The sequence below is a fragment of the Nitrospira sp. M1 genome, assembly GCF_965152605.1.
In genome coordinates, this window is record NZ_OZ224217.1 from 396305 (window position 1) to 420077 (window position 23773).

Sequence of the window (23773 nt, forward strand, 5' to 3'; positions counted from 1 at the left end):
TAGCCGTTCCAATATACTTCCGTCTGTATGACGTGTATTTTTGCGCTGTGTACATGATGTACATTCGGCTGGAAGTTATTTGGTTTCGCTATAAGCGTTTCTTTTCGGGTGTCGCATGGTCCAGGCGAGAGTCAATAACGCTAGCAGGAGTACGACTGGGACAGGAAAGGCTCCCATTTCTCCTGCGCGAAGGTGGGTAATGGAAGCTCCGATCATCGTCAGACTCAAGAGAAGAACGCCATATAATCTTCCTGCCGGAATGAAGAGTCCAATCGCTCCTAGCACCTCAATCGTTCCCGTGACATAGACAAACCATAGGGGATAGCCCCAATGGGCAAATTCTTCTGCATGAGCCGTTGGATCCCATAACTTTGAACCTCCGGCAAAAAGAAAAATGATTCCAAGCAGGATCCAAAGGCTTGTTTGAATCAATTGTTTCATGATGTTTACCCAGTCTGATTGAAGATCTGCAACGCTCACTTCCACTGTAGCCAGTTTTGTAACTGAAGTCTACTCACAAATGAGAGGATTCATCCTTGTTCATGGTCATTGAGATCGGGTTTGCAGTATGAGCTTGTATTCATGCGACTCCATACAAGAGGTGAAAGAATTCTTTGAGAATAATGGAGGGGTTTCAGGTTCAAAAAGCGAGGATGTCGACTATAGCCGTTCCCATACATTCCCGTGTGGAAGACGTGTGTGATTTCGCTGTCTTGGCTACTGCTTGTCGACACTTCACGTGAGGGACGATCCCAGCCCTGCTTCTATTCGAATTTTCGACGTTTCCCAAAAATCGTTGCTATGGTCACTTCTGAATGCTCTGTGGATTCCGACAAAGTTGTGTTCCACTTTTTTTGCATTAAAATATGAAGATAGTGCTAATATTGAGTCTCAATCCCTTGTAGCCTATCCAGTCTTCTCTGTCATATGCAAAGATTTAAAGCCATCGCTCTGGTAAGCTTGAATCACAACAACCCCAAGAACTCACTATTTGAGAATGCTGTGTGGCGTTTCTTCCACATGAGGTTCTCAATGTGTGTGGTGATCGATACTGTATATTGTGGACGTTCCACACCATGCATCCCGTCTCTACGCTCGTGTTTTTTGATGAACGGGATCATGCGTTGGACCATGGCATCATAGAGCACGAGGGCTTTGAGCCTTATGTTTCGCTATAACCTGTTACCATTCCTGAGTTGTTTCTCAAATATTTCATGATCGAGCAAGTCTTCAATCCGGCGAGTTACGTATTCAGTATTTATGCTCTCCCTACAATTGTGACTGCCGTCGTCGTGTTCTTGGTCGGTCTTACCGTCTTCATTCGAGAACGAGGCTCGGTTGTCAGCTGGTTGTTTGTGGCTATGGTTACGCCATTTTCACTCTGGTTCTTTGGGTTTACGTGGATGTATTGCGCACGTTTGGAATCGGTTGCGCTCTGGTGGGTCGAGTTCGCATATATTGGAGTTCCCTGGATACCCGCGGCGATCTACCACTTTATGGTGGAGATTCTCAAACTCAAAGGACATTGGAAAAAGATTGTCTGGTTTAATTGGTTGCTTTCTTCGGCGTTTTTTGGGGTGACATTGATGTCGGATGCCATGATTGCTGGACTATATCAATATTGGTGGGGATTTTACCCCAAATATGGATGGTTGGGCGTGCCGTTTATGATCTATGTTTCCGGCATGATGATTAGCGGATTGTTGTACTTTCGGTTTAAGTATACACAACTGCATTTGGATCCCCAAAAACAAAGGGCCAAGTGGTTCTTGATTGGGTTTGGTATTGCCTATTTTTCTTGTGTTGATTTTCTTCCAAAGTTGGGGGTTGCGGTTTACCCTTTTGGGTATCTGCCGATTTTGACGTTTACCCTTACGTCTGCCATGACAATCTGGCGATATCGATTGGTGGATTTGACCCCAGCGTTCACCGCTGAACGGATTCTTGACACTATGCGAGGGGCCGTTCTGGTGGTTGACCTTGCAGGTGTTATCCGGCTTACCAATAGAGCCACTTGTTCGTTGCTGGGATATCAAGAATCCGAACTTTTGGGGAAAGCTATTTCAGTGATTTACCCCTCACCTCCTCTTCTTGAGTTGCAAGTGTACGCGCCCTCTGGGAATTGGACGGTTCAAGATGAAGAAACTTGTTGGTTTAGCAAGACGGGTAAAGCCATTACGGTCAGTATGTCGGCTGCTACCGTTGCTGATGTGACGCGAACAACCTTGGGGGTCGTGTATGTAGCTGACGATATTTCTGAACTCAAGCGAACAGCTCAAGAATTGCGCCGGAGTAAAGAAATATTGGAGACCCGAGTACAAGAACGAACGTTGGAATTGACGCGGGTGAACGATGAGCTTCTCCGCGATACCATCGAACGAAAAAAAGCTGAAGCGTCACTTCGGGAAAGCGAGGAGCGGTTCAGGCTCGCACTCAAAGCTGGCCGAATGGGTACATTCGATTACGATATTCATGCCAATGTCGTTTTCCTGTCTCCAGAGCTTGAAGTAATTTTTGGTCTGACTCCAGGCACGTTTGGTGGCACGTTTGAGTCATTTATGCAGTTTATTCACCCAGAGGATGTAAGCAGTGTCAGACGTACCATACAGGAGTCTATTGCCAAGGGAGGATCTTCTGACTTCGAATTTCGTATCCGAAAGCAGAGGACACAGTATGAAGTTCGAATCGCTGGACGAGGGCAAGTGTTGACAGACGAACACGGTCATCCACGTCGTGTTACTGGCGTGGCTTTTGATGTCACCGAGCGTCACCGAGCGGAGGAGGCCCTTCGGCAGAGTGAATTGAAGGTGCTGCACATGCAAAAAATGGAGGCGATTGGAACGCTGGCAGGGGGGATCGCTCACGACTTTAACAATATTCTTGGGTCGATATTCGGCTATACAGATTTGGCCCTGATTAAGTTACCTGCGCATGCTGAAGAGCGAGCGTATTTGGAAAAAGTTTCGACTGCGGCCTGGCGGGCCAAGGAACTGGTTCAGCAAATATTGGAATTTAGCCGGCAGAAAGCACCGGAACGTCACGCGATTCATCTACATGTCGTGGTGAAAGAAACGCTTCAACTGTTGCGGGCAACCCTTCCGAAAACCATTCAGATCCGTTCCTATCTCGCAACTGAGTCGGATACCATTTTGGCGAACACGACACAGATACATCAGGTATTAGTGAATCTCTGTACGAATGCCGAACATGCAATGAGAGAAAAAGGTGGGATTCTTGAGGTAAAGCTTGGTCCAGTTGACATCACTCAAGAGTTTGCGACCTTGCATCCCATTATTCAGCCGGGGCCTCATGTGAAACTTACCATACGAGATACGGGTCGTGGCATACCCGCCCATGTCATCAAGCGAATTTTTGAGCCATTCTTTACAACAAAGGTGGTTGGTGAAGGAACAGGGATGGGCTTATCTGTTGTCCACGGCATCATTACCAGTTGCGGTGGTTCTATACTTGTCGAGAGTGCCGTGGGGCAAGGGACGACTTTTGCCATGTATCTTCCGCGGGTTGAAGAGTCGTTACCTGACGTTCCTGTGAAAAAATCAATTCGATCGGGAAAAGGCTATGTGTTGCTGGTTGAAGATGAAGAGATTCTCGGCGAGGCCGTCCAAAAGCTTCTCATGCAATTGGGCTATGAGGTGGAAATGCAGCAGGAGAGTCGGCAAGCGCTGAAGGTATTTCAGGATGACCCTTCACGGTATGATGTCGTGATTACAGATCAAACAATGCCACATTTAACGGGGGAACGGTTAGCAAGTCATCTTCTGGCCATCCGACCGGATTTGCCAATTATTCTCTGTACGGGGTTTAGTCACACGATCAATCAAGAGAAAGCGATGCAACTTGGGATCCGAGCATTTTTGAGCAAACCCGTCTTGATCCATGATTTGAGTGTTGTCCTTGAAAAGGTGTTGAATAAGACGCCCGAGCCTACAACGTTTGAGTAAGGGGAGTGAAAGAATTGTCCGTCAGTCTCTCACGCAATCGAGCCGGGCTTCCTAAGAAACCCGGCTCGATTTTTTTACACGTGAGGGACAGCCTGATTGTGTGCGGTTATCCCAAACTGGCCACTATTTTGTTGAGCGTAGCGCTCGGACGCATCCCGTCCCTGACCTTGTCCGGGCAAGGATGATAGTAGCCGCCGATATCGACAGGCTTACCTTTACTGGCTTTCAGTTCATCCAGAATTTTATCGATATTGCTATCAAGTTCTTTGGCGATCGGAGTAAACTTCTCCTTTAACTCTGGATCGTCGTTTTGTGCAGCGAGTTCTTGAGCCCAATACAGCGCTTCCCACACATGGGTTCCGGCGTTATCTAACTCACCAAGTACCCGGCCTGGGGCCTTTCGATTGTCCATGAGTTTCCCGGTTGCCCGGTCAAGGGTATCGGCCAGCACCTGAGCTTTCTTATTATTCTTACTCTGACTGAGATGGGCAAAGGATTCGGCGAGTGCTAAAAATTCTCCGAGTGAATCCCAACGCAAGTGCCCTTCTTTCACAAACTGTTGCACATGTTTCGGTGCGGATCCTCCCGCCCCGGTTTCAAATAAGCCACCGCCATTAATAAGAGGGACGATGGATAACATTTTGGCGCTGGTTCCTAATTCCAAAATCGGGAAAAGATCAGTGAGATAATCTCGAAGCACATTCCCTGTGGCAGATATTGTGTCTTTCCCTTCCTTGGCGCGCTTCAAGGAAAGTTTCATGGCATCAACTGGAGGCAAGATTTGAATGTCGAGACCGGTTGTGTCGTGATCTTTCAGATACCGGTTTAGTTTTTCAATGAGTTGCGCATCGTGAGCCCGGTCTTTGTTTAACCAGAACACGACGGGTGTAGAAGAGGCTCTGGCCCGTTTCACGGCCAGCTTGACCCAATCTTGAATCGGAATATCTTTGACTGTACACGCACGGAAGATATCACCTTTTTCGACTGGGATTTCATGTAAGACCTTCCCTGCTCCATCAATGAGGCGAATGGTTCCATTGTCAGCGGCTTCGAAGGTTTTGTCGTGTGAGCCGTACTCTTGCGCTTTTTGAGCCATCAGGCCGACATTGGGTACGCTTCCCATGGTTGCAGGATCGAATTCGCCATTCTCTCGACAAAAGTCTACGACGGCTTGATAGATGCCCGCATAACTGCGATCGGGGATCATGGCCTTCATGTCATGTTCTTTCCCATCCGAACCCCACATCTTACCGGAAGTACGAAGGGCTGCGGCCATTGACGCATCAATAATGACGTCACTCGGGACATGAAGGTTGGTTATGCCTTTGTCTGAGTCCACCATGGCTAAGTCTGGCCCGTTCTTCATCGCGGCCTCGATATCCGCTTTGATTTCCTCTTGCTGAGCCGCCGGTAATTTGCCAATTTTGGCATAGACATCACCCAACCCATTATTTGGATTGACGCCTAATTCTTGAAAGACCTTTCCATGTTTCGTAAACACGTCTTCAAAATAGACGGTCACGCCATGACCAAAAATTATTGGGTCAGAAACCTTCATCATCGTGGCTTTCATATGTAATGAAAGCAACACGTCTGGAGTTTTCTTTGCTTCGGCAACTTGTTCCTTGAAAAATTTTCGCAACGCACTGACACTCATCTTCGTCGCATCAACCACATCACCCTTGTCGAGGGCGACTTTATCTTTCAGCACTTTCGTGCTGCCATCAGCACCAACAAATTCAATGCGACCGTTTCCAGCGGATTGTTCGGTAATCGTGGCTGATTTTTCGTTATCAAAGAAGTCTCCGCCAGACATGCTGGAGACATGGGTTTTTGAATCTTTCGTCCACTTCCCCATTCTGTGCGGATTCTTTTGCGCGTATTGTTTTACCGATGTCGAGGCGCGACGATCGGAATTGCCTTGCCGTAACACCGGGTTCACCGCGCTTCCTTTTACTTTATCGTACTTGGCTTGAATAGCTTTTTCTTCATCATTCTTAGGATCTTCAGGATAATCGGGAATGGCATAACCTTGTTCTTGCAATTCTTTGACGCATGCTTGGATTTGAGGGATCGAAGCACTGATGTTCGGAAGCTTGATGACATTCGCATCTGGCGTCTCGACCATTTCACCAAGTAAGGCGAGATCATCGGGTTGTTGTTGTTCCGGCTTCAGTTTTTCAGGAAATTGCGCAATGATTCTGCCGGCTAACGAAATATCTTTTGTGCCAACGTTCACGCCAGCCGTGCTCGCGAAGGCTTGAATGATTGGGAGAAACGATCCGCTCGCGAGTTCCGGTGCTTCATCAACTTTTGTGTAAATGATATCTGGTTGTGATGACATGATGGATACCCCTTAAATAATTTTGGTGAGAAATAGGTTGTTTGGTAATTTCTTGCTCACATTTTCAGAACTGAGAATTTTAAATGGATTTTTTCAGATGAGCAATCAACCGAAGGGCCCATGAGAAGTAGGGAGACTAAAGACCCAGAATAGACCTTGAAGGGCATGTCATCTGTCTATGTAAAAAATAAAAACCATTGAAAATCAACTGTTTAGTATATTTTTTGAGATGAGTGTCAAAGTATGATCCATGGTTATTGAGTAATATAATGTGAAGTGGGCTAATAAACGTGGACGCTCGTTTAGGTGATAGCCTACAGCTCAAACAAGTCGGAGTAAGGCCTACAATATTGTAGTGTGATCTATCGTCACTAGCTTTCGACAGCGGCAGATGCGGCAACGTATGAGTCGGAAAGGCAATTGCTGGGATAGCGCGTCGGTGGAATGGATATTCCGAAGTCTGAAACCTGAGTGGACCTGCCCGACGGTTATCGAATATTCGAAGAAAGACAGCAGGATCTGACTGCGTGTTTGATGGGAGATTGCCAAGAGGAACGACCGCATTGCTAGAACGACTATCTAATGGCAAGAGAAACAGAGGCAACTTTAGCAATCCCCCAACGCAGGGGCTACAAAGACTTGCGCACTACACGCTGTATCAATACGCTATCACAAGCTCAATCGGTGATCCTATTCGGGAAAGGACAATAGAGACACTATAGTCAAATGGTATTTCTTCGTAATTTCGAAATCGAACAGGGCGCTCAATGCTAATCCGCACACCCAGTGTGAAAACTGCAAAACTCAACAAAAATTTTATTCTCAAGTTATTTGTTGGGAAGAACCTGAATTCGCCCCCCCCATGCTGAATGCATTTTCGTAGACGGATTACCTTGCCTTAGTGCATTCGCGGAATTCTTCTCGTGCCAAGGCTAGAAGTTGCCAGTATTCACAGGATATTTGGGTTTCGATTTCTAGAACGTACAATAGAACCCTTATCTAAGGCATGATGATTGCTTTCTCCGCTCTTGTCAGGATTTGATCCAATAATAATTCTTAGCAATATTCTAAAGAGAGAAACATTGTGAATCATGTCACGCCTTACCATGTTGTCGATCACATGGTGTGTAACTGGCTGGTGGGATAAGTCGTGGTTTTTCTATTTTCATAAGAAGTTTTTTGCAATTTGGAAGACCTACCGTTCTCTTTTTCTCTCAGAAGTCTGGGCGTGCTCTGTTGAGTATGTTTGTCATTTCCAATCTGCAAATTACTGGAAGCAGGATGTGGAGTGTTGAGCTGGTCGCTTTGCTCTCAGGTCCAGGTCAGGAAATTAGTTGGTGAAGTATTCTTTGTTGACGTGGGTTTTTACTCCGCATAAGAGTCCGTTTTCACAATACCTCACTCGGGTCTACCCACAAATCGTGGGGCATCGTGTGTATCCATCTCATTCAAATGAAGGTTTTTCCTTGTGAGTTGGGGGAGAGCCCGGCCAGTGGTGTTTCCCAAGCGGTTGCGAGGCTGGCACTTTATTCTGTTCAACTTCACGCTCGGTCTCGCGCACATCCTGGTGATGTTCAATGCCGGGTCCTATGTAGCATTGTTGCCTCATGTGGCTGGTGATCTGGAGGGAGTGCTGCCGAGTTTCCTGACCTGGGCACAGACGGACTTCATGATTGCGTTGGCGTTGGGCATTCCCATTGGCCGAACCTTGTCTGGACGGTTTGGCCAATACCGAATGTTCATTGTCTCGTTTATTCTGTACGCCGTTGCTTCGTATCTGGGCGCTGTCAGTCAGACGCATTGGGAGTTTCTGAATGCCCGCATCATTCAAGGGTTTGCAGGCGGCCTTACGATTTTTCTTTCTCAAGACATGTTGTTAAGCGAGTATCCAGACCGACTCAAGTCGTTGGGATTAGCGATTTGGAGTCTGCTCACTATTGCGCCATTTACCATTGGTCTTCCTGTGGGTGGATGGATCGCGGATGATCTCGGATGGCGTTATTTATTTTATTTGGACATCGTACTCTCCTTAGTCATTTCAGGTTTCATGGGTGCCTTACTGTTTCGGCGTGGATTTTATCCCCAGCGCATTCGGTTCGATTTTATTGGCTTTCTCCTTCTGGCTTTGATTTTAGGTGGTATCCAAACCATCCTCAACATGGGGAACGATTTCGACTGGTTTGATTCGCCCTTTCTTCGTGGTGTGCTGGTTGTCGTCATTGTGGCTTTTCCCTGTTTCGTTATTTGGGAGCTAGGCGAACGCCATCCGGTCTTAGATGTACGCTTATTCGCCGATCGCAATTTTACAATTGGCGTGATCTGTTTGGTGGTAGGGTTCTTTTCGATCCAAGGACTCCTCACGCTACTGATTGTCCAGATTCAATTATTGTTGGGCTATTCTTCACTCCTTGCCGGTTTGGCACTTCTTCCTCTGATGTTGTTGGGGGCCCCGATGATCGTCGTGATGCACGAACTCTCCAAACGGGTTGATGTTCGTATGCTCGCGAGCCTTAACTTTATTGGATTTGCTTTCACTTTGTACTGGATTGGCCTGTACGACGATCCTCACTCCTTTGATCAAATTTTTTGGCCTATGCTACTCGAAGGTTTTTTTCTAGGTTCATTTTTCACCCCGCTGACCGTGCTCACCCTTCACAGATTGTCTGGCGTACAAGTGATGCGTGCAGCGGAAACAGCCAATCTGTTGCGTATCGCCGCCGGGGCGTTTGGCATTACGTACCAAGAGATCGTGCACTTTCGACGCACCCCCTTCCATCAGCTTCATTTATCGAACCATTTTGGGGGAAGGCAATTTTCCTCCTTCGATGTGCTGGGAGGATTCTCGTCCAAGCTAGAGGGTGCCGGCCTCGATTCCGGCATGGTGAAGGGCAAACTACTCGAACTTGTCAAACAGTATGCCGGCATCCTGGCTATGAGCGACGCATTTCTGCTTGCCAGCTACCTGTTTGCGGGATTGGCCGTACTTGTCTGGTTGGCTTATCCTACGCAACTGCCTTTACAGCCAGGTCAAGAAGAAGAGTTGCTGGAAATGAGGGCTGAAGAGCTCATGGAAGAACCGTTATGAGTGCTCAAGCTGTGTTGAGACGATGTCGGATGTTTATGGGTGGTCTGGGATGTCTGTTGCTGGGCGTCGGTTGTGCCTGGATTCCACCTGACAAAGAACAGGCGAAATACTTAGAGCCGTCTTCTATGGAGCATACACTCTCCCATGCGACCCACCATGAACCGGATGGTCCGATTCCACAATGGCCAAAGGACTGTTGGTGGAAAGAGTTTGCAAGTTCTGAACTCGATCACGTGATCGATACGGCTCTCGTCGATAATCCTGGTCTCAAGGTCGCAACGGCTCGTTTGCGCGAGGCACACGCCCTCGTTCGTGTCGAAGGCGCGAGGCTCCTTCCGTTCCTGGAGGCAGATGCCGAGCTGACTGCAGAGCGCATTTCAGAACATGGCGTATTTGCCGCCCTCAATCCTGAGGTGGCTGGGATTAGTATCCTTCAGGGTCTGATCAATCCGTTGAGTTTTCGTTGGGAGCTGGATTTTTGGGGAAAGAATCGCGCCATGATGGAATCCGCTATAGGCCGGGAAATGGCCGAAGATGCGGAGCGAGCGGAGGTGCGGCTGTTGTTGACGACTGCCATCGCGCGGTCCTATTTCCGTGGTGGAGCGTTGCGTCGACAGCTTGAGGTCATCGAGGGAATGGTGGAGAGTCGACAGGAGTTAGTGAATCTGGCAAAGATCCGGTTTCAAGCCGGCCTGGATGATGGCACTTCAGTTCTGCAGGCTACCGCAGACTTAGAAGCCGTGATCAAGCGTGAAGCCGGTACTCGTGAGCAGTTTGATTTTCAACGGTACTTGTTGGCCAAATTGAGCGGCCACGGTCCTGATTGGGGGCAGGATCTGTTCACCGACACGGCGACTCTCCCGCGACGAATTCCCTTGCCCCCAGAACTGCCGATCGGGTTGTTGGCGCATCGTCCGGATCTGGCTTCGGCCAAATATCGAGCCGAGGCTGCTGCCATGCTCATCAAGGTGGCAAAAACTCGATTCCTCCCTACGATCGATTTAAACGGTTTTGTTGGCTTGAGGGCTCTGACATTGGCGAGCGGGACCGGGGCCCTGGGGAATTTTCTGTTTTCAAGTTCCAGCCTCGCCTACGGTGGGGGGCCAGGTCTTCGGCTTCCTTGGTTCGAAGGCGGCCGTCTTCGCGGGGAATTGGAGGCGCAACGGAGAGAATACGACATGGCCGTCGAGCTGTACAACGAGACTTTGCTGGAGGCCATGCGTGAGGTAGCTGATAGTCTGAGTGTCTGGCATGAGACTCGCTCCATGCTTGAGGCGCACCGTCGTTTGCTGACTTCGGTGAGTGACGACTGGCGCCTCGTTGAAGTGCGTTTTCACAGTGGGTTAGATGATCGTCGTGAGGTGTTAACGCAGTATCTTGCCGTGCTGGATCAGGAATTCGCATTAGAGGCTCTGGAAAGTGATCAACTTGTTGCGATGGTGGATTTGATCGAAGCCTTAGGCGGTGGCTACCCCATTCCAGAATCTCCTCCAACTATAGATTGAAATGATGAGTACACCAACCGTAAAAATTCGTCCGAAAGAAATTCGTAATAGACGTAACCGTCGCCTTGCGGTGGTTGCCCTGCTACTCTTTGCTGCTACATTGGCGTACGGCGGGTATTGGTGGTACTACGCTCGTTTTTGGGTGTGGACTGATAATGCCTTTATTGCCGGGAACCTTGTCAAATTGGAGGCGCAGGCAACCGGCATTATCACTCAGGTTCTTGTTGAGGAAACTCAGCATGTGCAAAAGGGGGATCTCCTTGTTCGTCTCGATGAACATCAGGCTCAGGCCAGATTAGGGCGAACACGCGGCTTATTGGGTGAGGAAGTTCGCAGAATTTCATCGTTACGAGCCCAAAGACGGAGGGTCCAGCAAAAATTTGCTTCACGAATGGCGCGACTCAATTTGATTCGACACGATGTCGTCCGTTTCCGTGAGGCGCTCCCCAGCGGTGCGGTCTCTAAGCAGGTTCTTCAGAATGCCCTTGATCAGATGCGAGCACTTCAGGCTGAGGTCATGGAAGTGCGTGAGGAATTTCAAGCACTCACAGCAGAGGTTGGCGGTGTGGATATCATTCATCATCCGGCTGTTGAAGCTACTAAACATGAATTTATTGGAGCCTATCTGGAATATAGCAGGCAGCGTATCCGAGCACCGGCTTCAGGCTATGTCGCCAGACGCAGTGCTCAGGTTGGAGATCAGGTTCATCCAGGAGTGCCATTAATGACCATCGTGCCTTTGGACCATTTATGGGTAGAAGTAAACTTGAGAGAAACCGAAATGCGTCAAGTTCGGCCAGGACAATCGGCACTGGTGCATGTCGATGTCTATGGGAAGCAACACACCTATCATGGGACGGTCGAAGGACTGGTTCCTGGCACTGGAAGTGTTTTTGCCTTGCTTCCGCCTGAAAATGCGACCGGTAATTTTATTCATATTGTCGAGCGCGTGCCTGTGCGCATTTCCTTGCTGAAAGAAGAGGTCTTGGAGCACCCGATCCGTCCTGGATTATCGACGAAAACCTACATTAACGTGAGCGAGGCAGGACAACCATTAGATGTCTCGCTAGCCACGACTTCCACTCATGAGTATGAGACAAATATCTATGCCGACGAATTGACCATGGCAGAATCTATGGCTCAAGAGATCATAGAGGAGAATCTAATTTTGGAGCACGATCTTTAAAGGTTCGGAGGCAGGAGCAAGGAGGAGTTAAAGAGCAGTGTTTGTATAAGGAATCTTGGCATATTGAAATAGTATTCTTGATCATTATGGTTCGACTTCGATTTATTAAGTGCTCTTGCAGGAAAAAATGATGCAGTGTCTGAAGTGGTCTAATATGCGTGGGCATTCATTAAGGTGAGGGATGCGGGACTAAGCTGGGACGGACGATGCTCGCAACACACAAGGTCCTCATCTCAGTGAACCGCAATGTGTCCAAGCATTGGAAGCCTAGGTGAAGCGCGTGAAAACGGAGAAAGCGATTTAAGACAAAGCAGCCCAACTCTTAGCCTGCCCCACGCCGTTCGATTTGCGTTAATGAAATAAGTACAGAAAAACAATCCCCTCACCGTGGTCAGTCAGACTTTTGGTCTCGGTCGAAGGGGCTGTTATGCATGGCGGAATTTCCCTTGGTGAACGCTCGCTGGGCACCGACAGAACAGGCTTGGCAGGTGCATCGACGTCGTCGTGGAGACCAAAGCGGACGTGCTGAGCGGAAGGCAATGATGCCTGCCTGCATCAGCTCTCGCTGAGCCAACAGGCGACGGTCTTAAGGGTTCGTTGCGACTGCCTCTAGTATCGGCCCCAACCGATCTCTGAGGGCGAGTAGCCTCCGGAAATCAGTTGCATCTGAAGTTCCCGTTTGCGGCCGGCCAGATCTTCGGTACCTCTTGTGCCAAGAAAACGTCATGGTGGGTCGGACATATGTGGGGATGCTTATGCGACGAATGGGTCTGGAATCGCCCTACCATCGACTGCGGATATGTCTATCTGGCCAAAGGCTTTGTATCTCTAGTCTCGGGGGGCGATTGGTATGTACGCCGTGTGCTGGCCAGGCGTCGGTTAATCACGCTGGATGTCCAATTCTTCCTTAATTGCGTGAGGTTATCCTCGACGGTTATAAAATCCCAGGCTTCATGAGTATGAATCAGGGCAGTTAGTTTACGAGTCATCTGTTTACGGAGTGTTCCTCGACGCAGGGAATTCGACTCAGTATGGATGGGCGAGTTGTCTGGCGCGATACTATTGTCGTCGAATGCTCCTGGTGATTGGAGCAACATGAATCTTGGTATTAATGTCTGTTTTGGTAATTACTGTTTTCAGAAACCGTATCATTGTTGTACGGGAAATTGTTTGTGTTCTTAGGCTATAAGGTTATATTTCATAAGAGTTTGATTTATTTGATCATTTAGACGTAAAAATGCACTGATTCCCTCTTGGTTTCCTTGTCTGGCTCCGGCCTTTCTTCTAGGGCTTCAGGGTGCAAAGTTGGGTCTTTTGATTGGTTGCGAAGGGTGCTGCATCTCCGTACAATCCACAATCTCCACGCGTTGTGGTTCACTCTAGACTTGTCTTTATTTTAAGGTAGGGCAAAACTATGGCTAAAGTTCTTGAAGGCCCTGGAATGGGTCTCCTTCAAAAGTGGGGGTTGAAAACCCCGAATTATGTTGTGGTGAGTTCTGGTGATGAGTTTGATCAATTAGCGAACGCCAATGACTGGCTGACTAAAAGTAAGCTTGTTGTGAAGGCTCATGAGGCTTTGGGGTCTCGGTTCAAACTCGGTCTTGTGAAGGTAGGGTTGGATCTTGCGAAGGCCAAATCTGCCGTTCGCGAAATGTTAGGAAAGCAAGTTGAGTCGGTCACGATTAAAGAAGTGATCGTGTCCGAAGCTATCGATCACAAGGAAGAATACTACGTTTCAGCAAAGTCCACCCGTGAAGGCGTGGAAATTATGGCCACAACTTATGGTGGCGTAGAGGTTGAGGCCAATTGGGAAAAGGTGAAACGTATTCTTGTAGACATCGGAGGGGCTCCAACTGATTCAGAGCTTTCGGCTCTTTCGAAAGATGCTGGGTTTACTGGTGATACCGCCTCGAAGATGGCTGAGTTCCTGAAAAAACTCTACATCTGCTTTGATAATGAAGATGCGCAATATTTAGAAATTAATCCCGTTGTGAAAGACGGAAATGGCGATCTTGTCGCACTGGATGCGGTGACGCTTTTGGATGGTGATGCAAAGTTCCGTCACAAGGATTGGAACTTTCCGTTTGCCGCTGAATTTGGTCGGGCCTATACCAAAAATGAAGAAGAAGTCATGGCCGTTGATGCGAAAGTCAAAGGTTCCGTCAAGTTGATCGAAATTCCTGGCGGAAATATCGCGATGTTACCAGCGGGCGGCGGTGCAAGTGTCTATTACTCCGATGCTGTCGTTGCTCGAGGGGGAAAGCTGGCGAATTATGCGGAATACTCAGGCGATCCTCCGGATTGGGCTGTTGAAGTTCTCACCGAAAAAGTCTGTTCACTCCCAAAGCTCAAGCACATTATTGTTGGGGGAGCGATTGCCAATTTCACCGATGTAAAAAAGACCTTTGGTGGAATCATAAATGCTTTCCGAAAAGCCAAAGCCGAAGGGAAGTTGGATGGTGTGAAAATTTGGGTGCGACGGGGAGGTCCGAACGAGAAGCAAGGACTCGCGTCCATGCGCGCCCTCCAAGATGAAGGTTTTGATATTCATGTATTTGATCGCACGACGCCGTTGACAGATATTGTCGATATGGCGATGGCGGCGAAATCATAAATTTGAATTTGAGGCTTAGGAGACACTTTCGATGAGTATTCTCGCAACCAAAGACACACATGTGGTTATTCAAGGAGGGGTCGCAGGCGTGAATGCGGCTCGTCGCATGGCCGAGTTTCGGTACATGAATAAGCAGCCGTTGAACGTTTCAGCGTTTGTCTATCCGCCTGATGCTGGAAAGACCAATGAGATTATTTGCGGAACGGAGTTGGTGGCGATTCCAATTTATAAGTCAGTGGCTGAAGCAACCCAAAATCATCCCGAGATTAACACCAGTCTTGTCTATGTCGGTGCCGATCGCGCCTATGCCGCGGCGAAGGAAGCATTGGATGATGCACATATCCAAACCGTTTCAATGATCACCGAAGGCTTGCCTGAAAAAGATGCCAAATTACTCGGGAAGCATGCCCGTGGGTTAAAGAAAACGTTCAATGGCCCTTCCTCAATTGGAGTGGTTTCGGCCGGCGAATGTCGTTTGGGCGTGATTGGAGGAGCCTTCGATAATTTGGTTTCCTGTAAGCTCTATCGCCCTGGTTCATTTGGCGTGATCACCAAGTCTGGCGGGCTATCGAACGAAATTATTTGGATCTGCTCGCAATTCGCTGACGGCATTACGACCGCAATCGGTATTGGGGGTGACGCCTACCCAGGAACCGACTATGTCAGTTACTTGGAAATGTTTGAAAACGATCCTCAGACGAAAGCGGTGGTTATTGTTGGTGAAATGGGAGGCGACTTGGAGGAGCGTGCCGCCGAGTGGTATGGCGCGAAGAAACGTCGTATTAAATTGCTTGCTGTAGTATCGGGTTTCTGTCAAGAAAGTCTTCCGAAAGGCATGAAGTTCGGGCATGCCGGTGCGAAAGAAGGGTTAAAAGGAGAAGGGTCAGCTCGGGCGAAATCGGAAGCATTGAAAAAGGCCGGAGCATTGGTCCCGGAAACCTTTGGCGCGTTGGGGCCTGCGATTAAAGCGACGCATCAAGAACTCTTGAAGAGTGGCGAAGTGAAAGCCATCCCTGAGCTTGCTCCTGCGGATGTGCCGCGGCTTCCCAAAACTGTTGCCGAGGCCAAGAATGATGGTGAAGTTCTCGTCGCCCCATTGATTCGGTCCACCATTAGTGATGATCGTGGAGATGAGCCGCTGTATCAAGGGTATCCAGCTTCAGAACTCATTAATAATGGGTACGATATTCCGCATATCATCGGTTTGTTGTGGGATAATCGTTTGGTGACAAAGCAGGAAGCCGAAATCATCAAGCGAATTATTATGTTGTCAGCCGATCATGGGCCCTGTGTCAGCGGTGCGTTAACGACTGTCATCGCGGCTTGCGCTGGCATTGGCCTATCCCAGGCCGTAGCCGCTGGAATGATCATGATTGGGCCTCGTTTCGGTGGAGCGGTGACCGATGCCGGTAAGTGGTTTAAGTATGCCATCGACAATAAATTGTCTGTTGATGATTTTCTGGGCTATATGAAGAAGAATGTTGGGCCGGTTCCTGGAATCGGTCATCGTGTGAAAAGTTTACGGAATCCTGATAAGCGAGTGAAGGAACTCGTTGGATATGTCAAGAGTCTTGATATCGAGACTCCGCATTTGGACTTTGCGCTCGAAGTTGAAAAAATCACCGCGACGAAAAAAGATAATTTGATTTTGAATGTCGACGGTACGATGGCAGCGGTGTTGGTTGACTTGAAATTCCCAGTTGATAGTTTGAATGGTTTCTTTATTCTGGCTCGAACGATTGGCATGATTGGCCATTGGACCGATCAAAAACGTCAAGGGAGCCGACTGATTCGTTTGTTTGACTATTTGGTGAATTATGCGTCGCCAAAGCGTCGCGAAGTTCCACCTTTACAATAACGCAATTTTTATTGTCCTCTGATTGCAAGGGTCGAAACCGACAGCTGGCAATCGGAAAGAGACGGAGAGAATGCCATGTCCCTAGAACTCGTACAAAAGCTGTATGCCTCAATGCCAAGCGTGGTGGAAAAAGCACGGAAGAAGTTTGGTCGTCCCCTCACGTTGGCTGAAAAAATTTTAGTTTCCCATGCGGATAATTTTGATTCACAAGTCTGGGATCGTGGGAAGGCCATGTTGGCGCTTCGTCCAGATCGAGTGGCCATGCAGGATGCCACTGCGCAAATGGCGATGTTGCAGTTTATTCAAGCGGGAAAGAAGCAAGCCGCGGTTCCCAGCACGATTCATTGCGATCACCTCATACGTGCTGAAATGGGTTCTGAAAAAGATCTGATGATCGCCAATGATGAAAATCGAGAAGTCTATAACTTTCTTGCCTCTGCTGGGAAAAAATATGGCATTGGGTTTTGGAAGCCAGGGGCCGGGATCATTCATCAGGTGGTTCTTGAAAATTACGCCTTTCCAGGTGGACTGATTATTGGAACCGATTCTCACACGCCAAACGGGGGTGGATTAGGGATGCTTGCCATCGGCGTCGGTGGTGCAGATGCCGGCGAAGTCATGGCTGGGCTGCCCTGGGAAGTCTTACATCCAAAATTGATTGGTGTGAAGTTGACTGGGAAGCTGAACGGGTGGGCGTCACCCAAAGATGTCATCCTCTATATCTGTGGGAAGCTAACGGTGAAGGGCGGAACCAATAAGATTGTCGAATACTTTGGCCCTGGCGCAGAAACTATCAGTGCCACAGGAAAAGGCACGATCACGAATATGGGGGCTGAACTGGGCGCAACCACATCGGTGTTCCCATTTGATCAAAAAATGGTTGCGTATCTGAACATCACGGAGCGGGAAGATATTGCGAAATTGGCTGAAGCCAATCGTGAACTGCTGGTTGCCGACCCTGAAGTCTATGCGTCACCGGAAAAATATTATGACGAGATTGTGGAAATCGATCTGTCAACGCTTGAGCCGCATGTCGTTGGTCCGCATTCGCCGGATTTGGCTAGGCCAATCTCCAAGTTGGCGGCAGAAGCCAAGGAGAAAGGGTATCCAGTTGAATTGAAGGCGACCTTGGTCGGTAGCTGTACGAACTCGTCGTACGAAGACATCGGACGTGCCGCACATATTGCTCAACAGGGTCTCAAGGCTGGCCTCAAAGCCAAAACCGCGTTTCTTGTGAGTCCTGGGTCTGAACGAATTTATCACACGATGAAGCGTGATGGATTCATGAAAACATTTGAGGATATGGGGGCAACGGTCTTAGCCAATGCCTGTGGTCCGTGTATTGGACAATGGAAACGTGCGGACGGAGTGAAAGGTAAGGCAGACTCGATCGTGAGCACCTTTAACCGGAATTTCCCAGGTCGAAACGATGGCATTGCCGAAACGCTCTCCTTTTTGGCGAGCCCGGAAGTAGTGACGGCGTATGCGTTTTCCGGTGATTTAGGATTCGATCCTGTGAATCAGACGATTAAAACCGCTGATGGGAAAGATCTCAAATTTGATCCTCCGCAAGGCGAAGAACTGCCAGCTAATGGTTTCGCAAAGGGTGAAGAAGGATTTGTTCCTCCGGCAGAGAATGGAGAAGGACTTGAAGTTGACCTTCCACCGACAAGCGAACGCTTACAGTTGTTGCAACCATTTCCCAAATGGGATGGGAAGGACTTTGACAAACTTCCACTTCTGTTAAAAACAAAGGGTAAGACCACAACCGATCATATTTCTCCAGCTGGACCATGGCTCAAGTTTCGTGGGCATCTCGACAAAATTAGCGATAACATGTTCTTGGGTGCCACGAATACATTTTCACCCGAGCCTGGAAAAGGCACCAATGTTCTTACCGGCGAATCAGGGCTGAACATTGCGCAAATTGCTCGTGACTTTAAAGCAAAAGGCGTTGGGTCATTTGTGGTCGGTGATGAAAACTACGGCGAAGGAAGCAGTCGGGAACATGCGGCCATGTCTCCTCGATTCTTGGGCGTGTTAGCTGTTCTGACGAAGAGCTTTGCACGGATCCATGAGACGAACTTGAAAAAACAAGGTGTGCTTCCCATGACATTCGCGAATCCGAGTGATTATGATCAGATTGAGCAGGAAGACCGGTTTTCTGTACACGGACTGAACAATTTGACTCCTGGGCAACCCATCGATATCACGATTCACAAGAAAGATGGGAAAGAAGTGAACATTAAAGCCAACCACAGCATGACCGAACAGCAGATTGTGTGGTTTAGAGCTGGGTCGGCGTTGAACGCCTTAAATTAACATTTCCATTTCCCGACGGATCATCATGACTGCTGATGCATTTAATAAAGAACGTACGTTAGATCAAGAGGAAGGTCTTCAACCTCAAATGGTCACGGTTGAGATTGAGGGAAAACCCTTCCAAGTTCCAGCTGGCATTACGCTGATCAAGGCTCTCTGGTATACCGGCCAAGAAGTGATTCGTGGTGTCGGGTGTCTTGGCGGATTTTGTGGAGCGTGTGCGACGTACTATCGAACCAAAGATGATCCGAAAGTCAAAACATGTTTGGCCTGTTCGTTTGCAGTGGAAGACGGCATGTCGTTTTCATTCATGCCGGCCTTCCCTGCGAGAAAAGCCACGTATGACTTGACGGAGCTCAAGGATCCTAAACAAGATCTTTTTACGTTGTATCCAGAAGCTCCTCTCTGTCGGAACTGCAATGCTTGTACCGAGGCCTGTCCACAGTCTATTGATGTGCGTGAAGGAGTCTGGAAGGCGGTGTTTGGTGACTTTCAGGCTGTTTCGGAAATGTTTATGGATTGCGTCATGTGCGGAATGTGCGCTCCGGTCTGCATTGCTGACATTGCGCCCAATCTCGTGGCCGTATATGCAAGTCGTGCTCAAGGGGTGCATTTTACGGATAAGCCTGAAGGCCTAGATACACGAATTCAAGCGATTGAAGAAGGTCGCTATCAGGCCGACTGGGCAAGAGTCCTGAAGATGTCTGATGAGGAATTGCAGCAGGCATCTGCGAAGATTCCGTAAAAGAATTCAACGTGAAAAGTCGAAAATATATAATGAAAATTGCGAACGGGATTAAGAGAACGTTCTCTTCGCTTTACATTTTTCACTAGAATTTCACTTGTTCTTGCCTCGGTAACTCTAGAACACGATAGTCGAATATTGTAAATAGCCATCTATATTTTCATTTTTTAATGCGTCAGGTTCCTGCTCAAGATGGTTTTTATTACAGGTGTTCTCAGGCACGATAGATGGTAGATAGAAAGTCGTTGTGGTCATATTCTGTTTGCTGTTTTTGTTAGGCTATTCGAAATATTACATTACTTAAAGGTACCCGAGTGGATCTTCCTACTCTCCATGACGTTGTTCATAAGTCTCGCGATAAGCGTCGAGCGCAATCCATCCCGAAGTTCACTCCCGCTGAGCGCGATACGCTGATAAAAAAATATCATCCTGATCATCGTGAGCAGGCGTACAGGCCGATTACGTTTGGTCCGAATGCTGGCGATCAGACTGTCAGAGAGCTCGCGTCTATTTTAGAAGGTGAAAGCCCTATCCCGCCAGACCTGCCTCTGATTCCGGACTATTCCGTCGATGTGCTTGTCGTGGGTGGCGGGGGTGCGGGGTGTGCGGCTGCTTTGCATGCCCATGAGGCCGGAGCCAATGTGCTGTTAGCAACCAAGCTGCGGCTTGTTGACTCTAACTCGGTGATGGCACAGGGTGGGATGCAAATTGCTGTGGCTCCTGACGATTCTCCCGTTCAACATTTTCTTGACACCCTCAAGGGTGGTCATATGAAGAACGACCATGCCCTCTTGAAAGTTATGGTTGAAGAGGGGCCAACTATCGCCAAGTGGTTACTTGGGTTAGGGGTCTTGTTTGACCGAGATGCCGATGGCAATCTTCACGTCAAAAAAGGTGGAGGAAGTTCTAAAGAACGTCTGCTGACCTGTTCTGACTACACGGGTCTGGAAATCATGCGAGTGCTAAAGGATGAAGTCCTCAACCAAAAAATTCCGCTTCTAGAATTTGCTGCGGCGTTAGAGCTGCTCAGTGATCCGCAAGGAGCGTGCACTGGAGCGGTGTTGCAGGATTTGGACAACAAACGGCTTATTGTCGTCGCGGCGAAAACGGTCATCCTTGCAACGGGCGGAATTGGCCGGTTGCATATTCAAGGATTTCCGACAAGCAATCATTATGGCGCGACGGGTGATGGATTAGCGATGTCTTATAGAATGGGGGCCCCTTTAGTTCAGATTGATACCTTTCAATATCATCCTTCGGGAGGTGTGTATCCAGAACAATTAGTCGGAGCGTTGGTTACAGAAGGCATCCGGTCTGAGGGTGGGCATCTTGTGAACGCAAACGGTGAGCGATTTGTCAATGAACTTGATACTCGCGATGTAGTCTCGTCGTCGATCATTCGTGAATGTGAGGAAGGACGTGGAGTCAAATCCGACTCTGGAAAGGTTGGCGTCTGGTTGGATACACCGCTTCTTGAAGTCGAGCATGGTGAAGGAACATTGGATAAGCATTTTCCGGCGATGGTCCGCCAATATGAGCGATACCAAGTTGATATTCGTAAGGATCCTGTGTTGATTTATCCAACTCTTCATTATCAGAACGGTGGTGTGAAAATTGACGAAAACAGTGAAACGCCTGTGAAGAATCTATTTGTTGCCGGCGAAGCCTCTGGTGGACTTCATGGACGTAACCGATTGATGGGAAACTCGCTGTTAGATCTTATGGTCTTTGGAAAGCGCGCAGGCTTAACCGCCTCTGCACGAGCACAGTCAGATGCGCAAGGTCCATTAACCCTCGACCATTTGACGCGATTTCGAGCCGAAGCCACAAAACATGGTGTGACGAACCAGGTCACATCTCCGATGGTGTTGCCAGCCTATACACGAAAATCCTAACTCGGCGTTCAATGCGTCACGAGTGTGTACGGTGTTCGTCGCATAGCAAAAAGGATCAGACATGAACATTCATGAATTTCAAGCGAAACAACTCTTTGCCCAATACGGTGTGCCAGTGCCGAAGGGAAAAGAAATCAAGAATGCGCGCGCGGCAGAGAAGTGGGCTGCGGCCTTGGATACGCCTGTCTATGTGGTTAAGGCGCAAATTCATGCCGGTGGACGTGGAAAAGCCGGGGGCGTCAAAATTACCAAGAATAAAGATGAAGTGCCAGGTCTCGCCACGGAATTGATCGGGAAAACCCTTGTGACACATCAAACGGGTCCTAAGGGTCGAAAGGTCAGACGGTTGCTCATTGAAGAAGGGGCGGGAATCGATAAGGAACTGTATCTCAGCCTGCTGGTGGATCGTGATACTGGTCGTCCGACATTTATTGCGAGCACCGAAGGTGGAATGGAAATCGAAGAGGTTGCCGAAAACACGCCGGAAAAAGTCTTGAAAGAAGCCATAGACCCTGCAGTCGGATTTCAATCCCACAATGGAAGAAATTTAGCATTTGGTCTGGGGTTACCTACACTTGAACCAGCGGTGGTCAAGCCGTTTTTTCAAATGTTGGAAAATCTTTATCGTTTATTCATGGAAAAAAATGCCGCTCTTGTGGAAATTAATCCATTGGTGATCACCACAGATAAGCAACTAATTGCCTTAGATGGCAAAGTTTCATTTGATGACAATGCCTTGTATAAGCATCCAGCTATTCTCAAGTTTCGTGATTTGCATGAAGAAGAGCCCATGGAAATTGAGGCGGGCAAGCATAACCTCAATTATGTCAAGCTTGATGGAAATATTGGATGTATGGTCAACGGAGCCGGACTGGCAATGGCGACAATGGATGTCATTAAATTAGCAGGCTCAGAGCCGGCAAATTTTCTGGATGTCGGAGGCGGGGCCACGAAGGAAACCGTCGCGGCTGGTTTCAGAATTCTTTTAAAAGATAAGAAGGTTAAAGGCATATTTATTAATATTTTTGGTGGAATTGTTCGATGCGAGCGAATTGCCCATGGCGTGATCGATGCTGCCAAAGAAGTCGGTATTAAATTGCCAGTTGTTGTGCGACTGCAAGGGACGAACGCGGAAGAGGGCCGAAAGCTTCTTGCGGAGTCTGGACTGAAAGTTGACGTGGCCACCGATCTTTGGGAAGCCGCTCAGAAAATTGTCGCATTGTGCAGCAAGAAAAAGAAATCTTGAAATGTATGACGAATCCACCGATTGACGGTTCACGAACGAAGGGTCGGTCAGCATTCAGTGGATCGACATGTAACGGATTCGGCATAACGAAACGGCTATAACCGAGTTGCCATCATCGAAAGGTTCTACGAATGAGCATACTGGTCGATAAAAACACGCGTGTTGTCGTACAAGGAATTACCGGAAAAGAAGGGTCATTTCACGCCACGCAATGTCAAGCTTACGGGACCAAAGTAGTCGCAGGCGTTACGCCTGGCAAGGCTGGTCAAGAAGTTGAAGGCATTCCGGTTTTTAATACCGTACGCGATGCCGTGAAGAAAACTGATGCCACGACCTCGTTGATTTTTGTGCCGCCACCCTTTGCGGCTGACGCGATTTTAGAAGCCATCGAGGCGGGCGTGTGGTTGATTATCTGTATTTCTGAAGGTATTCCCGTGAACGACATGGTAAAGGTCAAGCGAGCGCTTGAAGGTCACGCCACGAGACTTATTGGGCCAAATTGTCCGGGAATTATTACTGCGGACGAATGTAAGATCGGCATCATGCCTGGCTTCATTCATAAAAAAGGGAAAGTGGGCGTGATCTCCAGGAGTGGGACGCTGACGTATGAAGCCGTGAATCAGTTAACGCAACTGGGTCTTGGAGAGACGACGTGTGTGGGGATCGGAGGCGATCCAATTATTGGTACGGGTTATATCGACCTTTTACATATGTTTGAAGAGGATGACGAAACCGAGGCGGTTGTGATGATTGGTGAAATTGGTGGTGATGCCGAAGATAAGGCTGCGGCGTATATCAAGGAGCATGTCACCAAACCGGTCGTGAGTTTTATCGCCGGAATTACGGCTCCCCCCGGTCGTCGTATGGGCCATGCCGGGGCAATCATCACAGGCGGAAAAGGCACGGCCGCCGAAAAGATGGCGACCCTCGAAGCCGCCGGCGTACATGTCATCAAAAATCCAGCAGAGATTGGTCAAGCAGTAAAGACGGCATTGGGCGGATAGCTGTCTT

Annotated in this window: 14 protein-coding genes; 12 read left to right on the plus strand and 2 right to left on the minus strand. The window is 48.5% G+C overall.

Translation table 11 applies throughout. The annotated features are described in order from the left end of the window. Positions 1 to 75: 75 nt before the first annotated feature. Positions 76 to 441: a DoxX family protein gene (locus ACWHX8_RS01880; RefSeq protein ID WP_447970280.1), complete on the minus strand. Its 366-nt coding sequence runs from the start codon at positions 439 to 441 to the stop codon at positions 76 to 78. 773 nt (positions 442 to 1214) lie between these two features. On the opposite strand from ACWHX8_RS01880, the gene ACWHX8_RS01885 reads away from it, so the two are divergent. Next, positions 1215 to 3962: a PAS domain S-box protein gene (locus tag ACWHX8_RS01885; RefSeq protein ID WP_447970281.1), complete on the plus strand. Its 2748-nt coding sequence runs from the start codon at positions 1215 to 1217 to the stop codon at positions 3960 to 3962. 106 nt (positions 3963 to 4068) lie between these two features. Here the strand turns inward: ACWHX8_RS01885 and ACWHX8_RS01890 are convergent, their stop codons facing one another. Then, positions 4069 to 6306: an NADP-dependent isocitrate dehydrogenase gene (locus ACWHX8_RS01890; RefSeq protein WP_447970282.1), complete on the minus strand. Its 2238-nt coding sequence runs from the start codon at positions 6304 to 6306 to the stop codon at positions 4069 to 4071. 1468 nt (positions 6307 to 7774) lie between these two features. Between ACWHX8_RS01890 and ACWHX8_RS01895 the strand changes: the two genes are divergently transcribed. From ACWHX8_RS01895 to sucD, 11 genes are all read left to right on the plus strand, one after another. Continuing rightward, positions 7775 to 9391, plus strand: coding sequence for a DHA2 family efflux MFS transporter permease subunit (locus ACWHX8_RS01895; RefSeq protein ID WP_447970283.1), 1617 nt, complete (start codon positions 7775 to 7777; stop codon positions 9389 to 9391). Further along, positions 9388 to 10896: an efflux transporter outer membrane subunit gene (locus ACWHX8_RS01900; protein WP_447970284.1), complete on the plus strand. Its 1509-nt coding sequence runs from the start codon at positions 9388 to 9390 to the stop codon at positions 10894 to 10896. Before ACWHX8_RS01895 ends, ACWHX8_RS01900 begins: the two co-directional genes overlap by 4 nt. A 1-nt stretch (position 10897) precedes the next feature. Then, positions 10898 to 12082, plus strand: a complete 1185-nt coding sequence (locus ACWHX8_RS01905; protein WP_447970285.1) for an HlyD family efflux transporter periplasmic adaptor subunit — start codon at positions 10898 to 10900, stop codon at positions 12080 to 12082. 431 nt (positions 12083 to 12513) lie between these two features. Then, complete coding sequence (locus ACWHX8_RS01910) at positions 12514 to 12651, plus strand: hypothetical protein (RefSeq protein ID WP_447970286.1); 138 nt, start codon at positions 12514 to 12516, stop codon at positions 12649 to 12651. An 845-nt stretch (positions 12652 to 13496) separates the two neighbouring features. Next, positions 13497 to 14696, plus strand: coding sequence for an ATP citrate lyase citrate-binding domain-containing protein (locus ACWHX8_RS01915; protein WP_447970287.1), 1200 nt, complete (start codon positions 13497 to 13499; stop codon positions 14694 to 14696). 31 nt (positions 14697 to 14727) lie between these two features. Next, the gene (locus ACWHX8_RS01920; protein WP_447970288.1) at positions 14728 to 16554 is read left to right on the plus strand and encodes a citrate/2-methylcitrate synthase; all 1827 of its coding nucleotides are present in this window, start codon (positions 14728 to 14730) and stop codon (positions 16552 to 16554) included. A 75-nt stretch (positions 16555 to 16629) separates the two neighbouring features. After that, positions 16630 to 18876, plus strand: coding sequence for an aconitate hydratase (locus tag ACWHX8_RS01925; RefSeq protein ID WP_447970289.1), 2247 nt, complete (start codon positions 16630 to 16632; stop codon positions 18874 to 18876). Between the two features lie 25 nt (positions 18877 to 18901). Next, complete coding sequence (locus tag ACWHX8_RS01930; protein WP_447970290.1) at positions 18902 to 19621, plus strand: 2Fe-2S iron-sulfur cluster-binding protein; 720 nt, start codon at positions 18902 to 18904, stop codon at positions 19619 to 19621. 314 nt (positions 19622 to 19935) lie between these two features. After that, positions 19936 to 21516, plus strand: coding sequence for an FAD-binding protein (locus ACWHX8_RS01935; RefSeq protein WP_447970291.1), 1581 nt, complete (start codon positions 19936 to 19938; stop codon positions 21514 to 21516). A gap of 61 nt (positions 21517 to 21577) precedes the next feature. Next, positions 21578 to 22762: an ADP-forming succinate--CoA ligase subunit beta gene (sucC, locus tag ACWHX8_RS01940; protein WP_447970292.1), complete on the plus strand. Its 1185-nt coding sequence runs from the start codon at positions 21578 to 21580 to the stop codon at positions 22760 to 22762. Between the two features lie 131 nt (positions 22763 to 22893). Continuing rightward, positions 22894 to 23766: a succinate--CoA ligase subunit alpha gene (gene sucD, locus ACWHX8_RS01945; RefSeq protein WP_447970293.1), complete on the plus strand. Its 873-nt coding sequence runs from the start codon at positions 22894 to 22896 to the stop codon at positions 23764 to 23766. Positions 23767 to 23773 lie beyond the last annotated feature (7 nt).